The organism is Dermacoccus sp. MPR-E5, assembly GCF_058809565.1.
On sequence record NZ_JBXASS010000023.1, the window covers coordinates 1 to 16,748 of the forward strand.

A 16,748-nucleotide genomic window follows, 5' to 3' on the forward strand; every position below is an offset into this window, starting at 1 on the left:
CCGGGTACTTCCGTGGTGCTGCCATGCTGTCCATCCTCGCGTTGAATGACAGCCTCCACCGAACCCGGGGCGATTCAACCTTCAGCGCGCGGCCGCGGCATCGCCACCTGGGCGCTGGCCACGGCTCTCGAACACGCCACGAAACTCGGACTGCCCTCATGCGTGCTCGTCTGCCTCGACGACAACGTCCCGTCGATCAGAACGATCGAGCGCTTGGGGGACGCCTTGAATCCACCGTCACCGACGATGAGGGCGTGCGACGCCGCCGCTACAGAATCGCCCTCGCTGCGCCCGACACTGACGCCGCCCCTCGCGACGACGCACCTGGCCACAGGTCGCTGTGATCCTGCCTCCCGAACGCGATCCGCGCCTCATCACCATCCGTCGTGGCGGCACCCTGTCCGACGAGCATCACCGCCTGTTGGCGCTCTGGGCGGCTGACTGCGCTCAGCACGTCCTTCCCCTGTTCCGCGCCTCCCGTCCTGACGACGCTCGCCCCGCTGACGCCATCACCGCCGCGCGCGCCTGGGCGGGTGGTGTCATGCCGATGATGCGAGCGCGTGCTGACGGCGGCCACGCCATGGGAGCAGCACGTCCGCTGCAAGGTGCACCCCGTTTCGCGGCCTACGCTGCGGGGCAGGCCGCGTGCGTCGGACACGTCGTCGAACACGACCTCGGCGCTGCCGCCTACGCCATCAAAGCAGTGATGGCCTCGTCACCTGAGCCGCAGACGACGGGCCGCACCGAGTGCGAATGGCAGCGCACCCGCCTCCCCGAGGTGGTCCGCGATCTCGTGCTCGACGATCGGCGCCGCAGAAACCACTTGTGCTGGGACGTCTTCACGTTCTGACGCGCAACGCCGAGATCGCCCACATTGGTCACCAGGGCCGTCCGCGCAGATCGATGCCACCTGCGGGCCACGACTCGATCGGCCGCTCGATGCCCACGATCATCAACGGCGGCCCTGGGGCATCTGTCACGGCCTCACCCGACACTCTGTCGACGTACGTCTCCGCAGCCTCGATGCGGGTCCACCCGCACGCCGCGTAGAAGGGGACGACGGCCTCTCGGCACCCGAGATACCCGAAGTCGATGCCGCCTGCTCGCCGCATGGATTCAGCGGCCGCCGCCATCAACCGACGCCCGAGCGCCGTCCCACGCTCACTCGGGCTGACGAGCACCCCACCGACACCGGCGATGACAACATCCTCGTTTCCGACGCTCATCGTGCGTCGGCCCCACCCGACGTGGCCGTCGAGCGCGCCGTCGTGGTGCGCCAGCACGTGCACGTCGTGGCCGGCGTACCCATACGGCTCGTTCGGCGTCCACGGGCCATGGCCGTCGAGGTACTCAGCGTCGAAGAGTCCTTGCAGCTGGCGGAGGTCACCCACGCCCAGATCTGCGTGCTCGACCCCCATGATGCTCGCGCCATCACGGCTCACGATCCCTCCCCACCCGAGGATGTTGTGTCATGAACGCGCGCTATTTCGCGCGTTCATGACACAACATAGACAGTCTCGACGCTCACCCCGCTCGGAATGCCACGTCGCCGACGGCCGTTACCCTGAACGCGGCACCTGTCGATGCCGCAGACCCCACCGAGAGGCAACGCGTGAACAACGGCTCACTCATCGTGCAGAGCGATCGGACGATCCTGCTCGAGGTCGATCACGAGAACGCCGAGGCGGCGCGTCGCGCCATTGCTCCGTTCGCCGAGCTCGAACGCGCCCCCGAGCACGTTCACACGTATCGCGTCACGCCGCTCGGCCTGTGGAACGCCCGCGCTGCCGGCCTCGACGCCGAAACGGTCGTTGACGCTCTCATCACGCACAGCCGCTTCCCCGTGCCGCAACCGCTGCTGCTCGACGTCGCCGAGACGATGGATCGTTACGGCCGTCTCGTCCTCGAGAAGGACGGCGACCAGCTCGTCCTGCACTCCACCGACAAGCCCGTGCTCGAAGAGGTGCTGCGGCACAAGAAGATCAAGCCACTCGTCGGCGAGCGCCTCGACGACTTCACCGTCGCCGTCCACCCAAGTGAGCGTGGCGCGATCAAGCAGGAGCTCATCAAGGTCGGCTGGCCGGCCGAGGACCGTGCGGGTTTCGTCGACGGCGAGGCCCACCCCATCGACCTCGACACCGACGGCTGGCAGCTGCGCCCCTACCAGCGTCAGGCCGTCGACGGGTTCTGGGACGGCGGCAGCGGCGTCGTCGTCCTGCCCTGTGGCGCCGGCAAGACGCTCGTCGGCGCCGGTGCCATGGCGAAGGCCAAGGCGACGACCCTCATCCTCGTGACGAACACCGTCTCGGCCCGTCAGTGGCGCGATGAGCTGCTCAAGCGCACGACGCTGACGGAGGACGAGATCGGCGAGTACTCCGGTGCGCGCAAGGAGATCCGCCCCGTCACGATCGCGACGTACCAGGTGCTCACGCTCAAGCGAAAGGGCGTCTACCCGCACCTCGAACTGCTCGATGCGCGCGACTGGGGCCTCGTCGTCTACGACGAGGTGCATCTGCTGCCCGCGCCCATCTTCCGCATGACGGCCGACCTGCAGGCCCGTCGACGTCTCGGCCTGACGGCGACGCTCGTGCGTGAGGACAACCGCGAGGACGACGTGTTCTCCCTCATCGGCCCGAAGCGCTACGACGCACCCTGGAAGGACATCGAGAGCCAGGGTTACATCGCGCCCGCCGATTGCGTCGAGGTGCGCGTCGGGCTCTCCGACTCCGACCGCATGGCCTATGCGACGAGCGAACCCGACGAGCGCTACCGCTTCGCCTCGTGCGCGACGGTCAAGGATCCGGTCGTCGAACGCATCGTCGCCAAGCATGACGGCGAACCGACCCTAGTCATCGGCCAGTATCTCGACCAGCTCGAGACCATCGCGGGACGCCTGAACGCCGACCTCATCACCGGTGAGACGTCGGTTGCGGTGCGGCAGAAGCTGTTCCAGCAGTTCCGTGACGGCGAGATCACCAAGCTCGTCGTGTCGAAGGTCGCGAACTTCTCGATCGACCTGCCGGAGGCGAGCGTAGCCATCCAGATCTCCGGGACGTTCGGCTCGCGTCAGGAGGAGGCCCAGCGCCTCGGTCGCGTCCTGCGCCCGAAGGCCGACGGACGCACCGCGCACTTCTACTCGATCGTCACGCGCGACACCGTCGACGCCGACTTCGCCGCGCACCGTCAGCGCTTCCTCGCCGAGCAGGGCTACGCCTACCGCATCGTCGACGAGAGCGACATCTGAGCCCTTCCCCGCACAGCTTGGTTCAGTAGACCAACCACATGACGACGGTCAACATCCACGAGGCGAAGACTCACCTTTCCCGGCTGCTCGCCAGGGTCGAGGCCGGCGAGTCAATCACCATCGCCAAGGCAGGGCGGCCCATCGTCGACCTCGTCCCGCACGTCGCCGAGCCCGTCAGGTTCGGCACACTCGATGCGTCGTGGACGACGGCGGACGACGCCTTCGGCGATGAGACCGACACGCTCGTCGGGGCGCTGCTCGGCGCCGAGCGATGAGCATCCTGCTCGATACCCACGTCGCCCGGTGGCTACTGCAGGACGACCGTGGTCTCGGCCGAAGTGCGAAAGACGCCGTCCGTGGAGCTCACGCAGCTTCGGCGTTGCCACGTCCGCGACGCACGTAGGCCCAGCCCATGAGTCCGAGGACGGCGCCCGCGACGCACGTCCACGGCCACCAGTCACGCTCGCCCGTGCGCAGGGCGGGCACGAGAAGCGTCACGACGAGCATGACGACCCAGCACGCGACGCCGACGAGGATCACCTTGGGTGTGTCGATGTGCAGCGGCTGCGGCTTCGGAATGACGGTGTCGCCGCCAGTGAACAACTTCTCGTACGGCGATTCCTCGAGTCGTGCCTCGCCCTCGGTGGGGAGCACGACACCAGCTTCGTAGGACATCGAGTGTTCGGCGCGCTCCCGCATCTCGCGGGCGCGCTCGATCGAGCGGGGCGTCGCACCGTCAGCACGCGGGGCGCGCTTCGGCTGACGCTGGTCTGGGCTCACCGTCACAGCCTAGTTGACGCGCCCCTGACGGGCGGCGAAGCACCGACAGCCGAGCTCGGTGCCGGCGCCCTCAGACCCGGCGGCGCGCCTCTGCTGAGCGGGGCGAAGGGACGGCAGACGTCACTCACGGGCCCAGTCATGGGCGCGCACCCGACGAGGCGGCGACGACCACCCGCTGAGCACGTTTCCCGGCGCACACGGGCGCCAAATACGATGTGCGCCATGTCGAGCACAGTCACTTCGGCCCCCGCCCCCGGCCCGCCCGCGAACGCCCTGGATCGCTACTTCAAGATCAGCGAACGCGGTTCCACCGTCGGACGGGAGATCCGCGGTGGCCTCGTCACCTTCTTCACGATGGCGTACATCGTCGTCCTCAACCCCATCATCATCGGCACGGTGCCGGACTCGACGGGCCATTACATCGGCGGCGGAACGTCGCCGAACCTCACCCTCGTGGCATCCGTGACGGCCCTCGTCGCTGGTGTGATGACGATCTTCATGGGCGCGATCGCCAAGTTCCCCCTCGCCATCGCGACCGGCCTCGGTCTCAACGCATTCGTCGCCTACTCCGTGGCGAAGCTGCCGGGCATGACCTGGCCTGACGCCATGGGGCTCGTCGTCATCGAGGGCTTCATCATCTTCCTGCTCGTCATCTCCGGTTTTCGCAAGGCACTGTTCGCGGCGATTCCGCACTCGTTGAAGACGGCCATCAGCGTCGGCATCGGGCTGTTCATCTGCCTCGTCGCCCTCCACGACGCGGGTTTCAACTCCGCCGGCGGCGGTTTCCTCCAACTCGGCCCGAGCGGCACGCTGCAGGGCTGGCCGGTGCTCATCTTCATCATCGGCGTGCTCGGTATCGCCGCGATGATGGCCCGCAAGGTGAAAGGCGCCATGCTCGTCGGCATCCTCGGTGCGACGACGCTCGCCGTCATCGCCGAGACGGTCGGCAACATCGGCAGCAAGACGAACGCCAAGGGGGACGTCGTGAACCCGGGAGGGTGGTCCCTCACCGTGCCGCAGGTGCCCGACTCGTTCGTCTCGCAGCCGAACTTCTCGATCATCGGCGACTTCTCGCTGTTCGGTGCCTTCGGCAAGATCGGCACCATCTCCACGATCCTCATCATCTTCACGCTCGTGCTCGGCGCTTTCTTCGACCTCATGGGCGCGATGTACGCCGTCGGCGCCGAGGGAGACCTGCTCGACGAGGATGGTGTGCCCGAGCACTCCGAACGCATCATGATCGTCGACTCCGTGGCCGCGATGGCCGGCGGCGCCGGCTCCATCAGCTCCAACACGGCCTTCATCGAATCGGCGTCCGGCGTCGGCGAGGGCGCGCGAACCGGCCTCGCCTCCATCGTCACCGGCGTGTGCTTCCTGCTCACGACCTTCCTGGCCCCGCTCGTCGAGATGGTGCCTTCGGAGGCCGCCGCGCCTGCCCTCGTCATCGTCGGCTACCTCATGATGACGCAGGCGAACGACATCGACTGGAAGGACATGGAGATCGGCCTTCCCGCCTTCCTGACGATGGCGCTCATGCCCTTCACCTACTCGATCGCCGTCGGCATCGGCGCCGGGTTCATCAGCTTCATTCTGATCAAGCTGGTCAAGGGCAAGGCGAAGGACGTGCACCCACTCATGTACGTCGTCGGGCTCTTCTTCCTCGTCTACTTCGGCATCGAACCGGTCAAGCAGATCCTCGCCGCATGATCGCTGCCTCAGGCCTCGTCGTGCTCGGTGTTCTCGTGCTCGGTGTTCTCGTGCTCGGTGTTCTCGCGCGCACCCTTGCCGCCGTCCGAGACCTCGAGGTCGACGTCAAGTTCGTCGAGCACCGGCGCATCCTGATGGTCGTGCGCCTGCGGAGCTTCCATGTCGGCCTCGGAATGGGCGCCGCACCCGAAGTCGAGGGCGACGACCTTGCCGTCGGCGGGCGACCAGTCGTTGGCGCAGACACCGAACTGCTGACGCAGCACACCCGCCATCGGCAGGAAGTAGCCACACGTCGCGCACGGCGCGGGAGCCTTGCGGGCGACGTCGGACGACGGCCCGTTCTCTCCGTCGTACCAGCGCTGAGCCGCCTCGTCGCGCCCCTCTGCCGAGAGCACGCGCGCGCGGCCGAGGCCGAGCTCGAAGATGGCGACCTGGTCGACGTCCTCGTTGCCGGTTGCCTCGAACCCGCCTTCGAGGCGCGGGTCGTCCTCCTTGTACGGCAGCACGTCGCCGGCGCTCAGGTCGCCCGGGGCGAGCCGGTCAGCCCACGGCACCCACTCGGGCGCGAGGATCGACGACGCCGTCGGCACGAGATTCGTCTCGCAGACGGTGGCGACCTTCGCGCGGGGCGCGCGGGCCACGGAGACGGCCCACTGCCAGTCGGGGTAGCCCTTGGCCAGGCTCGCGAAGTAGTGCGTGCCGAGTCGCTCCGAGTTCATCTCGAAGCGCACGTGCTCACCGACCGTGTCGCGGTAGGCGATCTCGACGACGGCGGCGCGCGCCATGTCGCGTGCGGCGTCAGCGGCGAGGACGGCGTCGTTCTTCACCACCTTGACGCGGCGAGCCTTCGGTGACGACGCGGGCGCCGGCTCGACGGGTTCGCTCGCCGCGGAGGGCACGAAGGGGACGTCAGACATGATCAGACCTCGAGGTCGTCGGCCACGGCGCGCAGCACCGTCGCGATCTTGTTCGAATGGCTGCGGTCGGGGTAACGCCCCTTCTGCAACCCGGAGGACAGGTCATCGAGCAGACGGATCACGTCTTCGACGATAACGCTCATCTGCTCAGCGGGCTTGCGCTTGCGCTCGGCGATCGACGGCGGCGCGTCGAGCAGCTGAACGTGCATCGCCTGCGCGCCCTTGCGCCCGTCGACGACGCTGTACTCGATGCGCATTCCGCCACGCAGCTGGCTCACCCCGGCAGGCAGCGCGCTCGCGGGCACGAAGACGTCGACGCCGTCGTCCCCGGAGACGAAGCCGAAGCCCTTCTCGGCGCTGTAGAACTTGACCTTGCCGACCGGCACGTCGCACCTCTTTGCTCATGAGGCCGACGGGCGACCTCGGGTGGGATGGCTCGCGCGTGCGGCACCCCGTCGAACAGTAACTTTTCGAGTTTACCGGCGCGTGTGCGGCGGGTCCGAATCGTCGGACTCGACGCGCGTCACGCTCGGCTCGGCGGCCTCGATGCCGGCGTCATCCGAGCCTGCATCGCGCTCGTGCTCGCCGTCCCTGCTGCCGGCGTTGTCCTCACGCAGTTGCTGCTGCATCTGCCGCAGCATGTCGGCACGGGCCGAGCGCGACGCAGCATCGCCCGCCGACGCACGGCGGGCGGTCGGCGGCTGCGTGACGGCGCGCGAGCGCCACCAGAAGAACACCCCGCCGAGCAGCATCGCGAACCCGGCGAGCAGGACGACGAGACAGACCAGCGCCCACACCACCATGGCGGCATGGAGCAGCGCGCCGACATGCCCCCGGTCGGCCAGCTTGACGGCTACCGTCACCCACGCGCCGATGAGCAGTGGCGAGGCCACCCACAGCAGCGCAGCGCCGACGATCGCGAGCCGTTTGCCGCGCGCCAGCAGCGCGGTCGAGAAACTCTCCTCGTGCACGTCGTCCATGGCGCGAACGCTACCGCGCGCCGGCGACAACCCTTTCATTCCAGGCCTTCGGCGCCGCCCGTCAGGTGCCGAGTGCTGCCCGGACGCCGGCGCGTCGCCACGCCGTCACGGGGCCGGAAAACCCCGAGCCGACGGGGTTGTCGGGGCCGCCCACTACTGTCGGCGACATGACGAACCGCAGTCCGCGACGCCTCAGCACCGCGCAGGCACGCCGCATCGCGTTGGCCGCCCAGGGGTTCGCGAAGGCACGCCCCGAGAGCGTCACGACACGCCACCTGACGGCGACCGCCGCGCGCCTGCAGGTCGTGCAGATCGACAGCGTCAACGTCCTCACGCGCAGCCACTACCTCCCCTTCTTCAGCCGCCTCGGCCCGTATGCGCAGCGCGACCTGGACGCGCTTCGGGACCGCGCGCCACGTCGTCTCGTCGAGTATTGGGCGCACGAGGCCAGTCTCGTGACGCCGCAAGTGTGGCCGCTGCTGCGTCACCGCATGGCGCGCGCCCATGAGGACGCCTGGGGTGGCATGCGTCGCGTCGCAGCCGAGCACCCCGGCCTCGTCGAACGCGTCCACGCCCACGTCACGACGCACCCGCCCGCCACAGCCCGCGAGATCGAGGTCGCGCTCGAACACGACGAGCAGCTGAACAACGACCACTGGGGCTGGAACTGGTCGCTCGTCAAGGCAGCCCTGGAGCACCTGTTCTGGGCGGGCCGCATCACCTCGGCCGGACGCACGCCGCAGTTCGAACGTCGCTACGCGAGCCTCGAGCGCGTCCTGCCGAACCAGATCGCCGACGCCGCACTGGCCGAGGAGTTCTTCTCACCGACCCCCCTGATCGACGCCCCTGCGGGCAGCGACGTCGCCTACTTCGACGACGTCGTCGAACTCGTGCGACGCAGCGCGATGGCGCACGGGGTCGGCACCGAGCTGTGCCTACGGGATTACTTTCGACTCAAGGGCGCGCAGGTGCGCCCGGCGATCGAGCACCTGGTGACGGCGGGCGAACTCGAACCCGTCGACGTCGAATGCTTCGACAAACCCGCGTGGCGCCACGTCGATGCAAAGATCCCTCGCCGCATCGAGACGGCCGCGCTGTTGTCGCCGTTCGACTCACTCATCTGGCAGCGCGAACGCACCGAGGCACTGTGGAACTTCCGCTACCGCCTCGAGATCTACACCCCCGCCGCGAAGCGTCAGTACGGCTACTACGTCCTGCCGTTCCTGTTCGGCGAGCGCCTCGTCGCGCGCGTCGATCTGAAGGCCGACCGCGCCGCCGGGGTGTTGCGCGCTCACGCGATCCACTGGGAGCCGGGCGCCCCCGCCGCACACCCAGGCGCCGCGGACGCCTTGAGCGACGAGCTCACGACCATGGCGACATGGTTGGGTCTCGAGGGTTGGCGCGCCGCATGAACGACGCACGCGCACCGGTGACGGGCGGGTCCGCCCCACCCGTCACCGGTGCGCGTTTGGCTCATGTCAGACGTGACGCTCCTGACGCGGCTCCGACGATGCCTTCGGCTGCTTCGCTTCCTTCGAGGCCAGCGCGTAGGTGCGGGCATACGTGGTGCCGGCCGCGAGCAGGACGAGGCCTGCGACGACGCACGTCATGGCCCGCGTCATCGCGCCCATGTAGGCGAGATCGAACATGAGCAACTTGAGAAGGGCGCAGCCGAGCAGCGCGAGACCCCACGTCATCGACGCCGACAGGTGGCGCGGCCGCGTCAGGCCGGCGACGAGCACGAGCGCGGCGAGCGCCATCGCGCCGACGGTGATGACGAGGTGCACGAGGAAGAAGCCCGACGGCGTGCGACCCAGGCAGGTGATCAGCGACATCGCGAAGCCCAGCAGACCGATGAAGCCGGCACCGACGAGCGTCATCTGGACGTGCGGCGCGGGCATCGTCCGGCCCCGGACCGACCAGGTCGCGACGGCGGCCACCGTGAGCATGAGCAGCCCGCTCACCGCGACGGATGCCGGCAGTTCAGCGGCACGCCCCCGGTAGAACAGGTCGATCGTGGGAGAGGCCACCTGCTGCGCAACGGCGGCGAGACCCAGCGCTCCGAGGGCCAGCTGACCGTCCATGCGCTGACGCGTCATGCCCTGCGCGGCGAACAGCACGAGCGCAGCGGCGAGGAACGGCAGGGCGAGCCACGGCCCGGTCGTCATGGCGAAGGCCAACGTCAGCGCGTTGATGACGGTGACGACGAGCGCGCCCAGGCGCAGCTCGCGCCCCGCGTGCCGCAGGGCCCACCACGTCAGTGCCGCGACGAGCATCGCCCCGAGGGCCAGCAGCGTCCACGTCGAACGGTCGGCGCGGATCATGAAGACCCACATCGGCAGCCAGGCGCTGACGTAGGCGGCCGCACCCCAGCGCGCGTCGGGACGAACCGTCGCGGTGAGCAGCGTCGTCGTCACCGCGGTGAGGGCGATGAGGCCGATCATGACGGGCACCTGGACGCTGTGGTCGAGGTCGATCCAGAACGTCGCGGCGAGCACGACGGGGACGGTCCGCGCGAGGCCGAGCTCGTCCCAGCGACGCGTCAGCTCGGGTGCGACGCCGACGAGCTGGATGACGAACAGGAACGCGACGAGCGCGAGGCCGGGGCCCTGCGTCAAGGAGGGCGCGAACACGCAGACCGCGACCATGATCGCGATGGCGAGCCATTTCTCGTCCCAGCGCATCGCGAGCAGGAACGCGGCTGCCGCGACGACGAACGCCATCGCGAGGCCGACACTCAACGGCACCCACGCGTAGAGGCGGGTGACGGCGATGACGTCGAAGTACGCCGCGGACGCTGCCGTCGCGAGCAGCGCGATGGAGCCGATCTGGCCACCCGGTCGACGGCGCACCCACGACGCGGCCGCGGCGAGAGCCGCCGAACCCGCGGCGCCACCGACGACGCGGACCGGCGGCGTCAGGATGCCTTCACGCGCCGCCATGACGAGCAGGAGCACGACCCCGACGAGCGTGACGACGACACCCGCGGCTGCCAGCAGCATCGCGACGATCTGCTGGTTGTCGAACCGTCGAGGCTTTAGTTCGGGAGGTGGCGGCGGGATGAACGCGAGCGAACCGGGAAATGCGGGTGCCGGTCCTGCACCAGGGCGCCCGTCATGGGGGGCCGGGCCGGGAGCGGCACCGCTGTACTGGCCTTGCCGATGACCACTGTTCGGCGTCGCCCCCATGAACGGTGGCGGCGGCGTCGAGTGGCCGTCAGGAGCGTCGAAGGCAGGGCGTCCGGAGTACGACGGACCGTAGGGCGGCACCGGGCGGGACGGGTCGAAGGAGTTCGAGGGCTGGTTCTCATTCATGCCTTCGAGCCTCGTCGGCCGTCGGCTTCGGCGCCTGAGCAGGACTACTCAGACGACGTGAGTAATGGACGCGAGTGAGTGCTCAGGACGCCCCTGTCCACGCAGGTGCGGCGAACGTCAGTCGAGGCCGTTCTCGAGAGCGAACCGCGTCAGTTCGACGCGGTTGGCGAGGTGCAGCTTGCGCAGCGTCGCGGCGACGTGGTTGTCGACGGTGCGGCTGCTGAGGCCGAGCCGCGAGGCGATCTGCTTCGACGCGAGCCCCTTCGCAACCATGCGCAGCACCTCGCTCTCGCGGGGCGTCAGGGCGCTCGCCGGGTCGTTCGTGGTGTCGACGCGGCCACGCAGGTGCGCGAGCACCAGCCCGGCGAGTTCGGGGGTGAACACCGCGTCTCCGCGCAGCGTCGCCTCGACCGCGTCGACGAGTTCGGCGGCGCTGGCACTCTTGAGCAGGTAGCCCGACGCACCAACCTTGACGGCGTCGAGCACGTCGCTGCGCGCCGACGACGCCGACAGCACGAGCACCTTGACCTCGGCCAGCGTCAGCATGATGGCGGACGTCGCGTCGGCACCGTTGCCGTCGGGCAGATTCATGTCCATGAGGACCAGGTCGGGGCGCGTCGCGCGAGCGCGATCGACGGCCTCGCGCACGGACCCGGCGGTGGCGACGACGTCGTAGCCGCGCGCGACGAGGTCGCGTTCGACGGCGTCACGCCACATCGGATGATCGTCGACGATCATGACGCGGGCCTGGGGCTCACGGGACGAGTCATTCATGACGACATTGTCGCGGACGCCAAGATCGCGGGCCACCGTGGCGCTGCGGCGCTCCACTGCTGCGGCGGATGAGACCGCCCGTCGCGCGACACGATCATGATCGAGGCTGCTTGCCGCGCCTCAGCGCGGCACCGTGAACTCCCACTCGACGCCCTCGCCCGGCGCGGTGGTGAGATGCGCGCGTCCGCCGATCGCCTCGATGCGTCCGACGATCGATCCGCTGACGCCCAGTCGCCCTTCGGCGCGTGCCTGCGCCGGCCGTTCCGGCGACATGCCCACGCCGTCGTCACGGACGGTGACGACGACCTCATCGCCGAGATCCTCGAGCAGGACGTACGAGGTCGCGGGTGCGCCACCACGCCCGGCGTGCAAATCGGTGTTCGTCAGGGCTTGCCGCACCGCCGCGGTGATCTCGGCGACGACGTCGGGGCACAGCGTCACCGCCTCGGCTCCGGCGCTGACGTGGCACCGACGGCTCTCGAGGGCGAGCAGAGCCTGGCGCAGATCCGTCGGGTCAGGCGCGTCAGACCCGCGGGCAGCACCCCGCGCCGGCGCGTCCACCGACGACGCCTCCATGCCGGCGTCGAGAGTTTCCCCACCCCGCGCCACCCCGTTCTGACCCGCATCACACAGGCTGGAGGCGACTCCCCCGGCGAGACCATTCAGACGCACTGCCCCCGCGTTGCCCGCCCACGTGCCGTCGCGGCGCGCGCTGTCGTCGCCGTCCGCGATGAGGTGGCGCAGAGCCTGCTCCTGCTCGGCGGCGAGCTGCCCGACGCGCGCGAACTCACCACCCGCGCGCTCCCCTTCGCGCGCGGTCAAGGCGAGCACCTGCAGCACTCCGTCGTGCACCTGCCGGGCGAGCCGTTCGCGCTCCGCGGCCTGGGCGCGCAGCTCGAGCGCCCTCGTCAACTGCTCGTGGGCGCGCTGCACACTGTGGCTCGCCACCCCCGCGGCGATGCCCGCACTGACGAGAATGGGCAGCGTCGGTGAACGTTCGAGCCACGACAGATCTCCGCCGACGTGCAGGCACGCGAGCCCCAGGACGACGGCGCTCGCGAAACCTGCGCCGACACCCCACATCATCCCGGCGGTGAGCACGGCGTTCGTCACCCACATCGTCGTCGGCAGGCTCTGGTTGTGATCCCACCAGCTCTCGGGTGCGACGATCCACGTCGAGTAGACGAGCGCGAGCGTGACGACCTGATCGAACCCGACGAGCACAGGTCGCCAGGTGCGGCGCGCGAACATCGCGTACGCCGCGATGCCGGACCAGATGCACTGCACCGCGATGAGGGCGCTTGCCAGGTGGGGGCGAGAGTAGTGCGAGATCGCCATCGAATGGATGCAGAGGCTGTACGCGAGCGTCAGGAAGCGAAACGCGGCCGAGGTTGCCCAGAGCGAGCCCATCGCGTCGTCGGGCAGGCCCATGCCCCAGCCCGTCCATCGGGACGCGACGGACGACGCCCCGAACCGCACAGGCGATTCGAGGCGTCGACGCAGGTGGGCTCGGCTCACTTGCGCTGCTCGGGGTACGGCACCCCGTAACCCTCCTGGCCGGGCGCCTGGTACTGGCCACTCGCGGTGTTCTGCGTCGGGTACGGCATCTGCGACGGCGGCAGCTGCGGCTGCTCGTTGTACGGACGCTGCTGGCTCTGCGGCGCGTCGAACTGCACGTTCGGCGCCTGGTCGTTCGTCATGTTGACACGCGGGGCACCCTTCGTCGCCTCGTCGGCCTCATAGTATTCGGCCTTCGTCACGCCCGCGGGGCCGGCCATGAACTTCGTCGGGATCGAGTCGACCTTCGAGTTCAGCGAGCTGACGCACGCGTTGTAGTAGCGGCGCGCGTTGGAGATGCGGTCCTCGGTCGAGCTGAGCTCGCCCATGAGCTGCTGGTAGTTCTGGTTCGACTTGAGGTCGGGGTAGGCCTCGGAGACGGAGATGAGGCGACCCAGCGCCTGGCTCAGCTCACCCTCGGCCTCGGCGACCTGCGCCGGCGAACCGTTCGTGTTGACGGCCGCACCACGCGCGCGGATGACGGCGTCGAGCGTGCCCGCCTCGTGCTTCGCGTACGCCTTGACCGTCTCGACGAGGTTCGGGATGAGGTCGTGACGACGCGTCAGCTCGACGTCGATCTGGTGCCAGGCCTCCTGCACCGTGTTGCGCTGCTTGACGAGGCCGTTGTACATCATGACGGCTGCGACGACGAGCGCGACGATGATGACGAGAAGGATGATGCCGAACGTCATGAGTGGCTCCTGCTTCGAGGGGTCATGTCTGCTTCGACCCTAGCCGACGGCAGCGACCACCGTCAGCGCTCGATGCGTGTCACGGCACGATTCGCCCCCCGCAGGGCCGGCTGCGCCTGGGGACTGGAGGTCACTCCTCGTCGAAGCGGGTGAGGATCTGCTCGACGATCTGGGGGCATGCGCCCAGCGGCGCGGTGACGATGTCGGCGCCCGACCGCGTCAGCTGGTCATGGAAGTGCCCCTCGCCGAGCAACAGCGCGGCGACGGCCACTCGGGCTCGAGGATGGTCGCGGTTGGCGCTCACGGCGTCGGGCACGGACGGGGTGGCCGCCGAGCCGAAGGCCACGTCCACCGAGGTGCCCCAGACGTCGGCGAGCAGACGCGCCTGGGCGCGTGCGTCGGCGGTGGCCTCGACACGGCTGGACCCGGCGGCGGACATGACGATCGCGTCACCGGGGCTCGCGCCCGCCTCGCGCAGGCGCTGCGCGAGCAGGTCGGCGATGAGCCGCGACGGGCCCAGCGCTCCGGTGGAGCGCGCATTGTCGTGTGGAGCAACGGCTTTCGCGACGTCGACACGCACGTGGTAGCCGCCGCAGAACAGCAACGGCACCGCGACGACCTCGTCGTACTCGGGCGCAAGGCGCGCGACGACGTCGGCGACCTTCGGCTCCTGGACGTCGACGTAGGCGTCCGCCACAGCGAGCTCCGGGCGGGCGGCGCGGACGGCGTCGACGAGGTCGTGGACGACCTGCCGCCCCTGCGGGCTCGCCGTTCCGTGGGCGACGAGGACGAGAGCGGCGCCGGCAGGTTCGCCCGTCATCGCACAATCTCAAGGCGATAACCGCGTTTGATGACGGTGGCGACGGCATCACGACTACCGAGCGCGTCGCGCAGACGCCCGACAGCGACCTCGACCGAGTGCTCGCCCGCAGCACCCGGTAGCACGGCGAGCAGCTCGTCGCGGGCCACGACGGCTCCGTCCGCGTCCGCGAGGCGTCGCAAGACAGCGAGTGCTGCAGGAGTCAGGGCCAACGGTTCGTCATCGACGAGCGCGCCGTCCCGCGTAAGGATGATGCGGCCCGCCGGCGTCGCGATGGGCGGCTCGCGCCGTTCCTCGAGGGCCGTCGCGATGACACGCACGAGTGCGCCCATCCGGAACCGCTCCGGAACGAGCGGTTCGACGCCGTGGGCGCGTAGGGGGGCCGCCGTCGTGTCGCCGACGCACGCGGCGAGAACGCAGCGCTCGCGCAGCGAGCCGAGCACCGCATCGAGTACGCCGACGCGGGCGGCGGCATCGAGGAAGGCCTGGGTGCCCGGTGCTGCGGTGAAGGCGACGCAGTCGACCTCGCCCAGGGCGACCAGGTCGACGGCGGCTTCTACCGCAACCGGATCGGGGGCCGGCCCCCAGCGGTAGACGATGAGCGAGACGACCTGCGCACCGCCCGCACGCAGGGCGTCGTCGATGCCATCGGAGCCTGCCCCGTGGTGCTGCACTGCGACGCGCAGCCCCGCGACCCCCTCCTCGGCGAGAAGGTCCTTTATCTCTCGCGCAGTCTCCGAAGTGGCCGTCCACGCGACGTCGAGCCCCTCACGCTGGACAGCCCCCTGCGCCTTCGGGCCGCGCGCGATGATGCGTGCACCGGTCAGCGCCTCGAGTAGGCGCGCGTGCAACCCGGCGGCGTCGGCCGCTTCCAACCAACCGCGGAAGCCCACGCCCGTCGTCACGATGACAACGTCCGGCGGCCCGTCGAGGAGTTCCCTGGTGCGTGACAGCAGTTCGAGGTCGTCGACGTGAGGGATGTGCGACAGGGTCGGCGCGTGCACGACCTCGACGCCCCGACGTTCAAGGGCCGCAGCGAACTCCTCACCACGCCGCTGCGCCGTGAGGACGACGCGGCACCCAGTGAGGTCTGTGCTTCGCGACACGCTCATGCGGGCACGTCCAGGTCTCTTTGCCCTGAGGCATTCCCCTGCGCGGAGTCAGCATCGCGCGCTACCTGCACGATCTCGGCGTCGTGCAGCACGTCGACGACATCGCCGATGATGATGACGCTCGGGTTGCCCACCTCCTCGACCGCGCACTGGGCGGCGATCGTCGCGAGGGTGCCCTTGATGACCCGCTGCTGCGGTGTCCACGCACGATGGACGACGCCAGCGGGCGTCGCCGCGTCCTTGCCGTGGCCGACGAGGCCGGCGGCGAGGGTGGGCAGGCGGCTCATGCCCATGAGCACGACGATCGTGTGGGGCCAGACGGCGAGCGAGTCGAGCGCCAGGTCGTCATGCCCGGACAGCACGAGCATGCCTGCGGAGACGCCGCGGTGCGTCACCGGAATGCCACCGGCGAGCGGAGCCGACAACGCGCTCGTCACGCCGGGGACGACGTCGACCTCCACGCCGTGCGCGCGACAGTGCAGCAGCTCCTCGCCGCCACGACCGAGCAGATACGGGTCGCCGCCCTTGAGGCGCACCACGCGGCGCCCGGCGCGCGCCTCACGTACGAGGATCTTGTTGATCTCGACCTGCGGCACCGGATGGTGATGCGGAGTCTTGCCCACGTCGATGATCTCCGCGTCGAGGCCGAGCTGATCGAGCTCGTCACGAGGGCCGAGACGATCAGCAACGATGACATCGGCGGCCCTCAGCTCTCGCAGGGCCCGGATCGTCAGGAGGTCGAGGGCACCCGGGCCCCCACCGACGAGGACAACGCGGCCGCAGGCGTCATCGCTGCTCGTCATCGTAGCCATCTCCTTCGTCCCCTCCGGTCGTCGAGCGACGCTCAGGTG

18 protein-coding genes are annotated in these 16,748 nt (G+C 69.5%); 6 read left to right on the forward strand and 12 right to left on the reverse strand.

Annotation, left to right across the window (positions count from 1 at the left end; genetic code table 11):
* Positions 1-45: 45 nt before the first annotated feature.
* Together AC1RS9_RS13490 and AC1RS9_RS13495 are read left to right on the forward strand one after the other, a co-directional pair.
* Positions 46-441: a GNAT family N-acetyltransferase gene (locus AC1RS9_RS13490; protein ID WP_492921846.1), complete on the forward strand. Its 396-nt coding sequence runs from the start codon at positions 46-48 to the stop codon at positions 439-441.
* The gene (locus AC1RS9_RS13495) at positions 341-850 is read left to right on the forward strand and encodes a putative immunity protein (protein ID WP_449759154.1); all 510 of its coding nucleotides are present in this window, start codon (positions 341-343) and stop codon (positions 848-850) included. The genes AC1RS9_RS13490 and AC1RS9_RS13495 overlap by 101 nt, the downstream gene beginning before the upstream one ends.
* Before the next feature lie 28 nt (positions 851-878).
* Here the strand turns inward: AC1RS9_RS13495 and AC1RS9_RS13500 are convergent, their stop codons facing one another.
* The gene (locus AC1RS9_RS13500; RefSeq protein WP_239303067.1) at positions 879-1,391 is read right to left on the reverse strand and encodes a GNAT family N-acetyltransferase; all 513 of its coding nucleotides are present in this window, start codon (positions 1,389-1,391) and stop codon (positions 879-881) included.
* Between the two features lie 221 nt (positions 1,392-1,612).
* Between AC1RS9_RS13500 and AC1RS9_RS13505 the strand changes: the two genes are divergently transcribed.
* Complete coding sequence (locus tag AC1RS9_RS13505) at positions 1,613-3,244, forward strand: DNA repair helicase XPB (protein WP_492921849.1); 1,632 nt, start codon at positions 1,613-1,615, stop codon at positions 3,242-3,244.
* A gap of 38 nt (positions 3,245-3,282) precedes the next feature.
* On the forward strand, positions 3,283-3,519 hold the full coding sequence (locus AC1RS9_RS13510) for a type II toxin-antitoxin system Phd/YefM family antitoxin (RefSeq protein WP_449759152.1): 237 nt from the start codon (positions 3,283-3,285) through the stop codon (positions 3,517-3,519).
* Between the two features lie 88 nt (positions 3,520-3,607).
* Here the strand turns inward: AC1RS9_RS13510 and AC1RS9_RS13515 are convergent, their stop codons facing one another.
* Positions 3,608-4,024: a DUF2530 domain-containing protein gene (locus AC1RS9_RS13515; RefSeq protein ID WP_239303070.1), complete on the reverse strand. Its 417-nt coding sequence runs from the start codon at positions 4,022-4,024 to the stop codon at positions 3,608-3,610.
* A 222-nt stretch (positions 4,025-4,246) separates the two neighbouring features.
* On the opposite strand from AC1RS9_RS13515, the gene AC1RS9_RS13520 reads away from it, so the two are divergent.
* A complete protein-coding gene (locus tag AC1RS9_RS13520; protein WP_492921851.1) occupies positions 4,247-5,731 on the forward strand; it encodes an NCS2 family permease in 1,485 nt (494 codons plus the stop codon).
* 8 nt (positions 5,732-5,739) lie between these two features.
* On the opposite strand, the gene AC1RS9_RS13525 is transcribed toward AC1RS9_RS13520, so the two are convergent.
* From AC1RS9_RS13525 to AC1RS9_RS13535, 3 genes are all read right to left on the reverse strand, one after another.
* Entirely contained in the window at positions 5,740-6,648 is a 909-nt protein-coding gene (locus AC1RS9_RS13525) for a DUF3027 domain-containing protein (protein ID WP_239303071.1), read from the reverse strand.
* Between the two features lie 2 nt (positions 6,649-6,650).
* Positions 6,651-7,034, reverse strand: a complete 384-nt coding sequence (locus AC1RS9_RS13530) for a cold-shock protein (protein ID WP_281711432.1) — start codon at positions 7,032-7,034, stop codon at positions 6,651-6,653.
* Positions 7,035-7,124: 90 nt separating this feature from the next.
* Entirely contained in the window at positions 7,125-7,628 is a 504-nt protein-coding gene (locus AC1RS9_RS13535) for a hypothetical protein (RefSeq protein ID WP_239303073.1), read from the reverse strand.
* 167 nt (positions 7,629-7,795) lie between these two features.
* On the opposite strand from AC1RS9_RS13535, the gene AC1RS9_RS13540 reads away from it, so the two are divergent.
* Positions 7,796-9,040, forward strand: coding sequence for a winged helix-turn-helix domain-containing protein (locus tag AC1RS9_RS13540; RefSeq protein WP_449759112.1), 1,245 nt, complete (start codon positions 7,796-7,798; stop codon positions 9,038-9,040).
* Between the two features lie 66 nt (positions 9,041-9,106).
* Here AC1RS9_RS13540 and AC1RS9_RS13545 read toward each other — a convergent pair whose 3' ends face one another.
* The 7 genes from AC1RS9_RS13545 to cobA all read right to left on the reverse strand — a co-directional run bounded on the left by AC1RS9_RS13545 (position 9,107) and on the right by cobA (position 16,700).
* Positions 9,107-10,942 (reverse strand): DUF3824 domain-containing protein, encoded by a 1,836-nt coding sequence (locus tag AC1RS9_RS13545; protein WP_239303075.1) that lies wholly within the window; start codon positions 10,940-10,942, stop codon positions 9,107-9,109.
* A gap of 117 nt (positions 10,943-11,059) precedes the next feature.
* Positions 11,060-11,716, reverse strand: a complete 657-nt coding sequence (locus AC1RS9_RS13550) for a response regulator (protein ID WP_239303076.1) — start codon at positions 11,714-11,716, stop codon at positions 11,060-11,062.
* A 120-nt stretch (positions 11,717-11,836) separates the two neighbouring features.
* The gene (gene macS / locus AC1RS9_RS13555; RefSeq protein WP_449759111.1) at positions 11,837-13,234 is read right to left on the reverse strand and encodes a MacS family sensor histidine kinase; all 1,398 of its coding nucleotides are present in this window, start codon (positions 13,232-13,234) and stop codon (positions 11,837-11,839) included.
* Entirely contained in the window at positions 13,231-13,965 is a 735-nt protein-coding gene (locus AC1RS9_RS13560) for a LemA family protein (protein ID WP_239303078.1), read from the reverse strand. The genes macS and AC1RS9_RS13560 overlap by 4 nt, the downstream gene beginning before the upstream one ends.
* Before the next feature lie 130 nt (positions 13,966-14,095).
* Complete coding sequence (locus AC1RS9_RS13565) at positions 14,096-14,785, reverse strand: sirohydrochlorin chelatase (protein WP_492921856.1); 690 nt, start codon at positions 14,783-14,785, stop codon at positions 14,096-14,098.
* Positions 14,782-15,897 (reverse strand): uroporphyrinogen-III synthase, encoded by a 1,116-nt coding sequence (locus AC1RS9_RS13570; RefSeq protein ID WP_038566955.1) that lies wholly within the window; start codon positions 15,895-15,897, stop codon positions 14,782-14,784. Before AC1RS9_RS13570 ends, AC1RS9_RS13565 begins: the two co-directional genes overlap by 4 nt.
* A complete protein-coding gene (gene cobA / locus AC1RS9_RS13575; protein WP_239303080.1) occupies positions 15,894-16,700 on the reverse strand; it encodes a uroporphyrinogen-III C-methyltransferase in 807 nt (268 codons plus the stop codon). The genes AC1RS9_RS13570 and cobA overlap by 4 nt, the downstream gene beginning before the upstream one ends.
* Positions 16,701-16,748: the final 48 nt, after the last annotated feature.

Bases quoted from the DNA above. Each gene is read 5' to 3' on its own strand.
- AC1RS9_RS13545 (WP_239303075.1), bottom strand. From the start codon at position 10,942: ATGAATGAGAACCAGCCCTCGAACTCCTTCGACCCGTCCCGCCCGGTG.
- AC1RS9_RS13525 (WP_239303071.1), bottom strand. From the start codon at position 6,648: ATGTCTGACGTCCCCTTCGTGCCCTCCGCGGCGAGCGAACCCGTCGAG.
- AC1RS9_RS13550 (WP_239303076.1), bottom strand. From the start codon at position 11,716: ATGAATGACTCGTCCCGTGAGCCCCAGGCCCGCGTCATGATCGTCGAC.
- AC1RS9_RS13570 (WP_038566955.1), bottom strand. From the start codon at position 15,897: ATGAGCGTGTCGCGAAGCACAGACCTCACTGGGTGCCGCGTCGTCCTC.
- AC1RS9_RS13560 (WP_239303078.1), bottom strand. From the start codon at position 13,965: ATGACGTTCGGCATCATCCTTCTCGTCATCATCGTCGCGCTCGTCGTC.
- cobA (WP_239303080.1), bottom strand. From the start codon at position 16,700: ATGACGAGCAGCGATGACGCCTGCGGCCGCGTTGTCCTCGTCGGTGGG.
- AC1RS9_RS13540 (WP_449759112.1), top strand. From the start codon at position 7,796: ATGACGAACCGCAGTCCGCGACGCCTCAGCACCGCGCAGGCACGCCGC.
- AC1RS9_RS13565 (WP_492921856.1), bottom strand. From the start codon at position 14,785: ATGACGGGCGAACCTGCCGGCGCCGCTCTCGTCCTCGTCGCCCACGGA.
- AC1RS9_RS13490 (WP_492921846.1), top strand. From the start codon at position 46: ATGACAGCCTCCACCGAACCCGGGGCGATTCAACCTTCAGCGCGCGGC.
- AC1RS9_RS13520 (WP_492921851.1), top strand. From the start codon at position 4,247: ATGTCGAGCACAGTCACTTCGGCCCCCGCCCCCGGCCCGCCCGCGAAC.
- AC1RS9_RS13535 (WP_239303073.1), bottom strand. From the start codon at position 7,628: ATGGACGACGTGCACGAGGAGAGTTTCTCGACCGCGCTGCTGGCGCGC.
- AC1RS9_RS13510 (WP_449759152.1), top strand. From the start codon at position 3,283: ATGACGACGGTCAACATCCACGAGGCGAAGACTCACCTTTCCCGGCTG.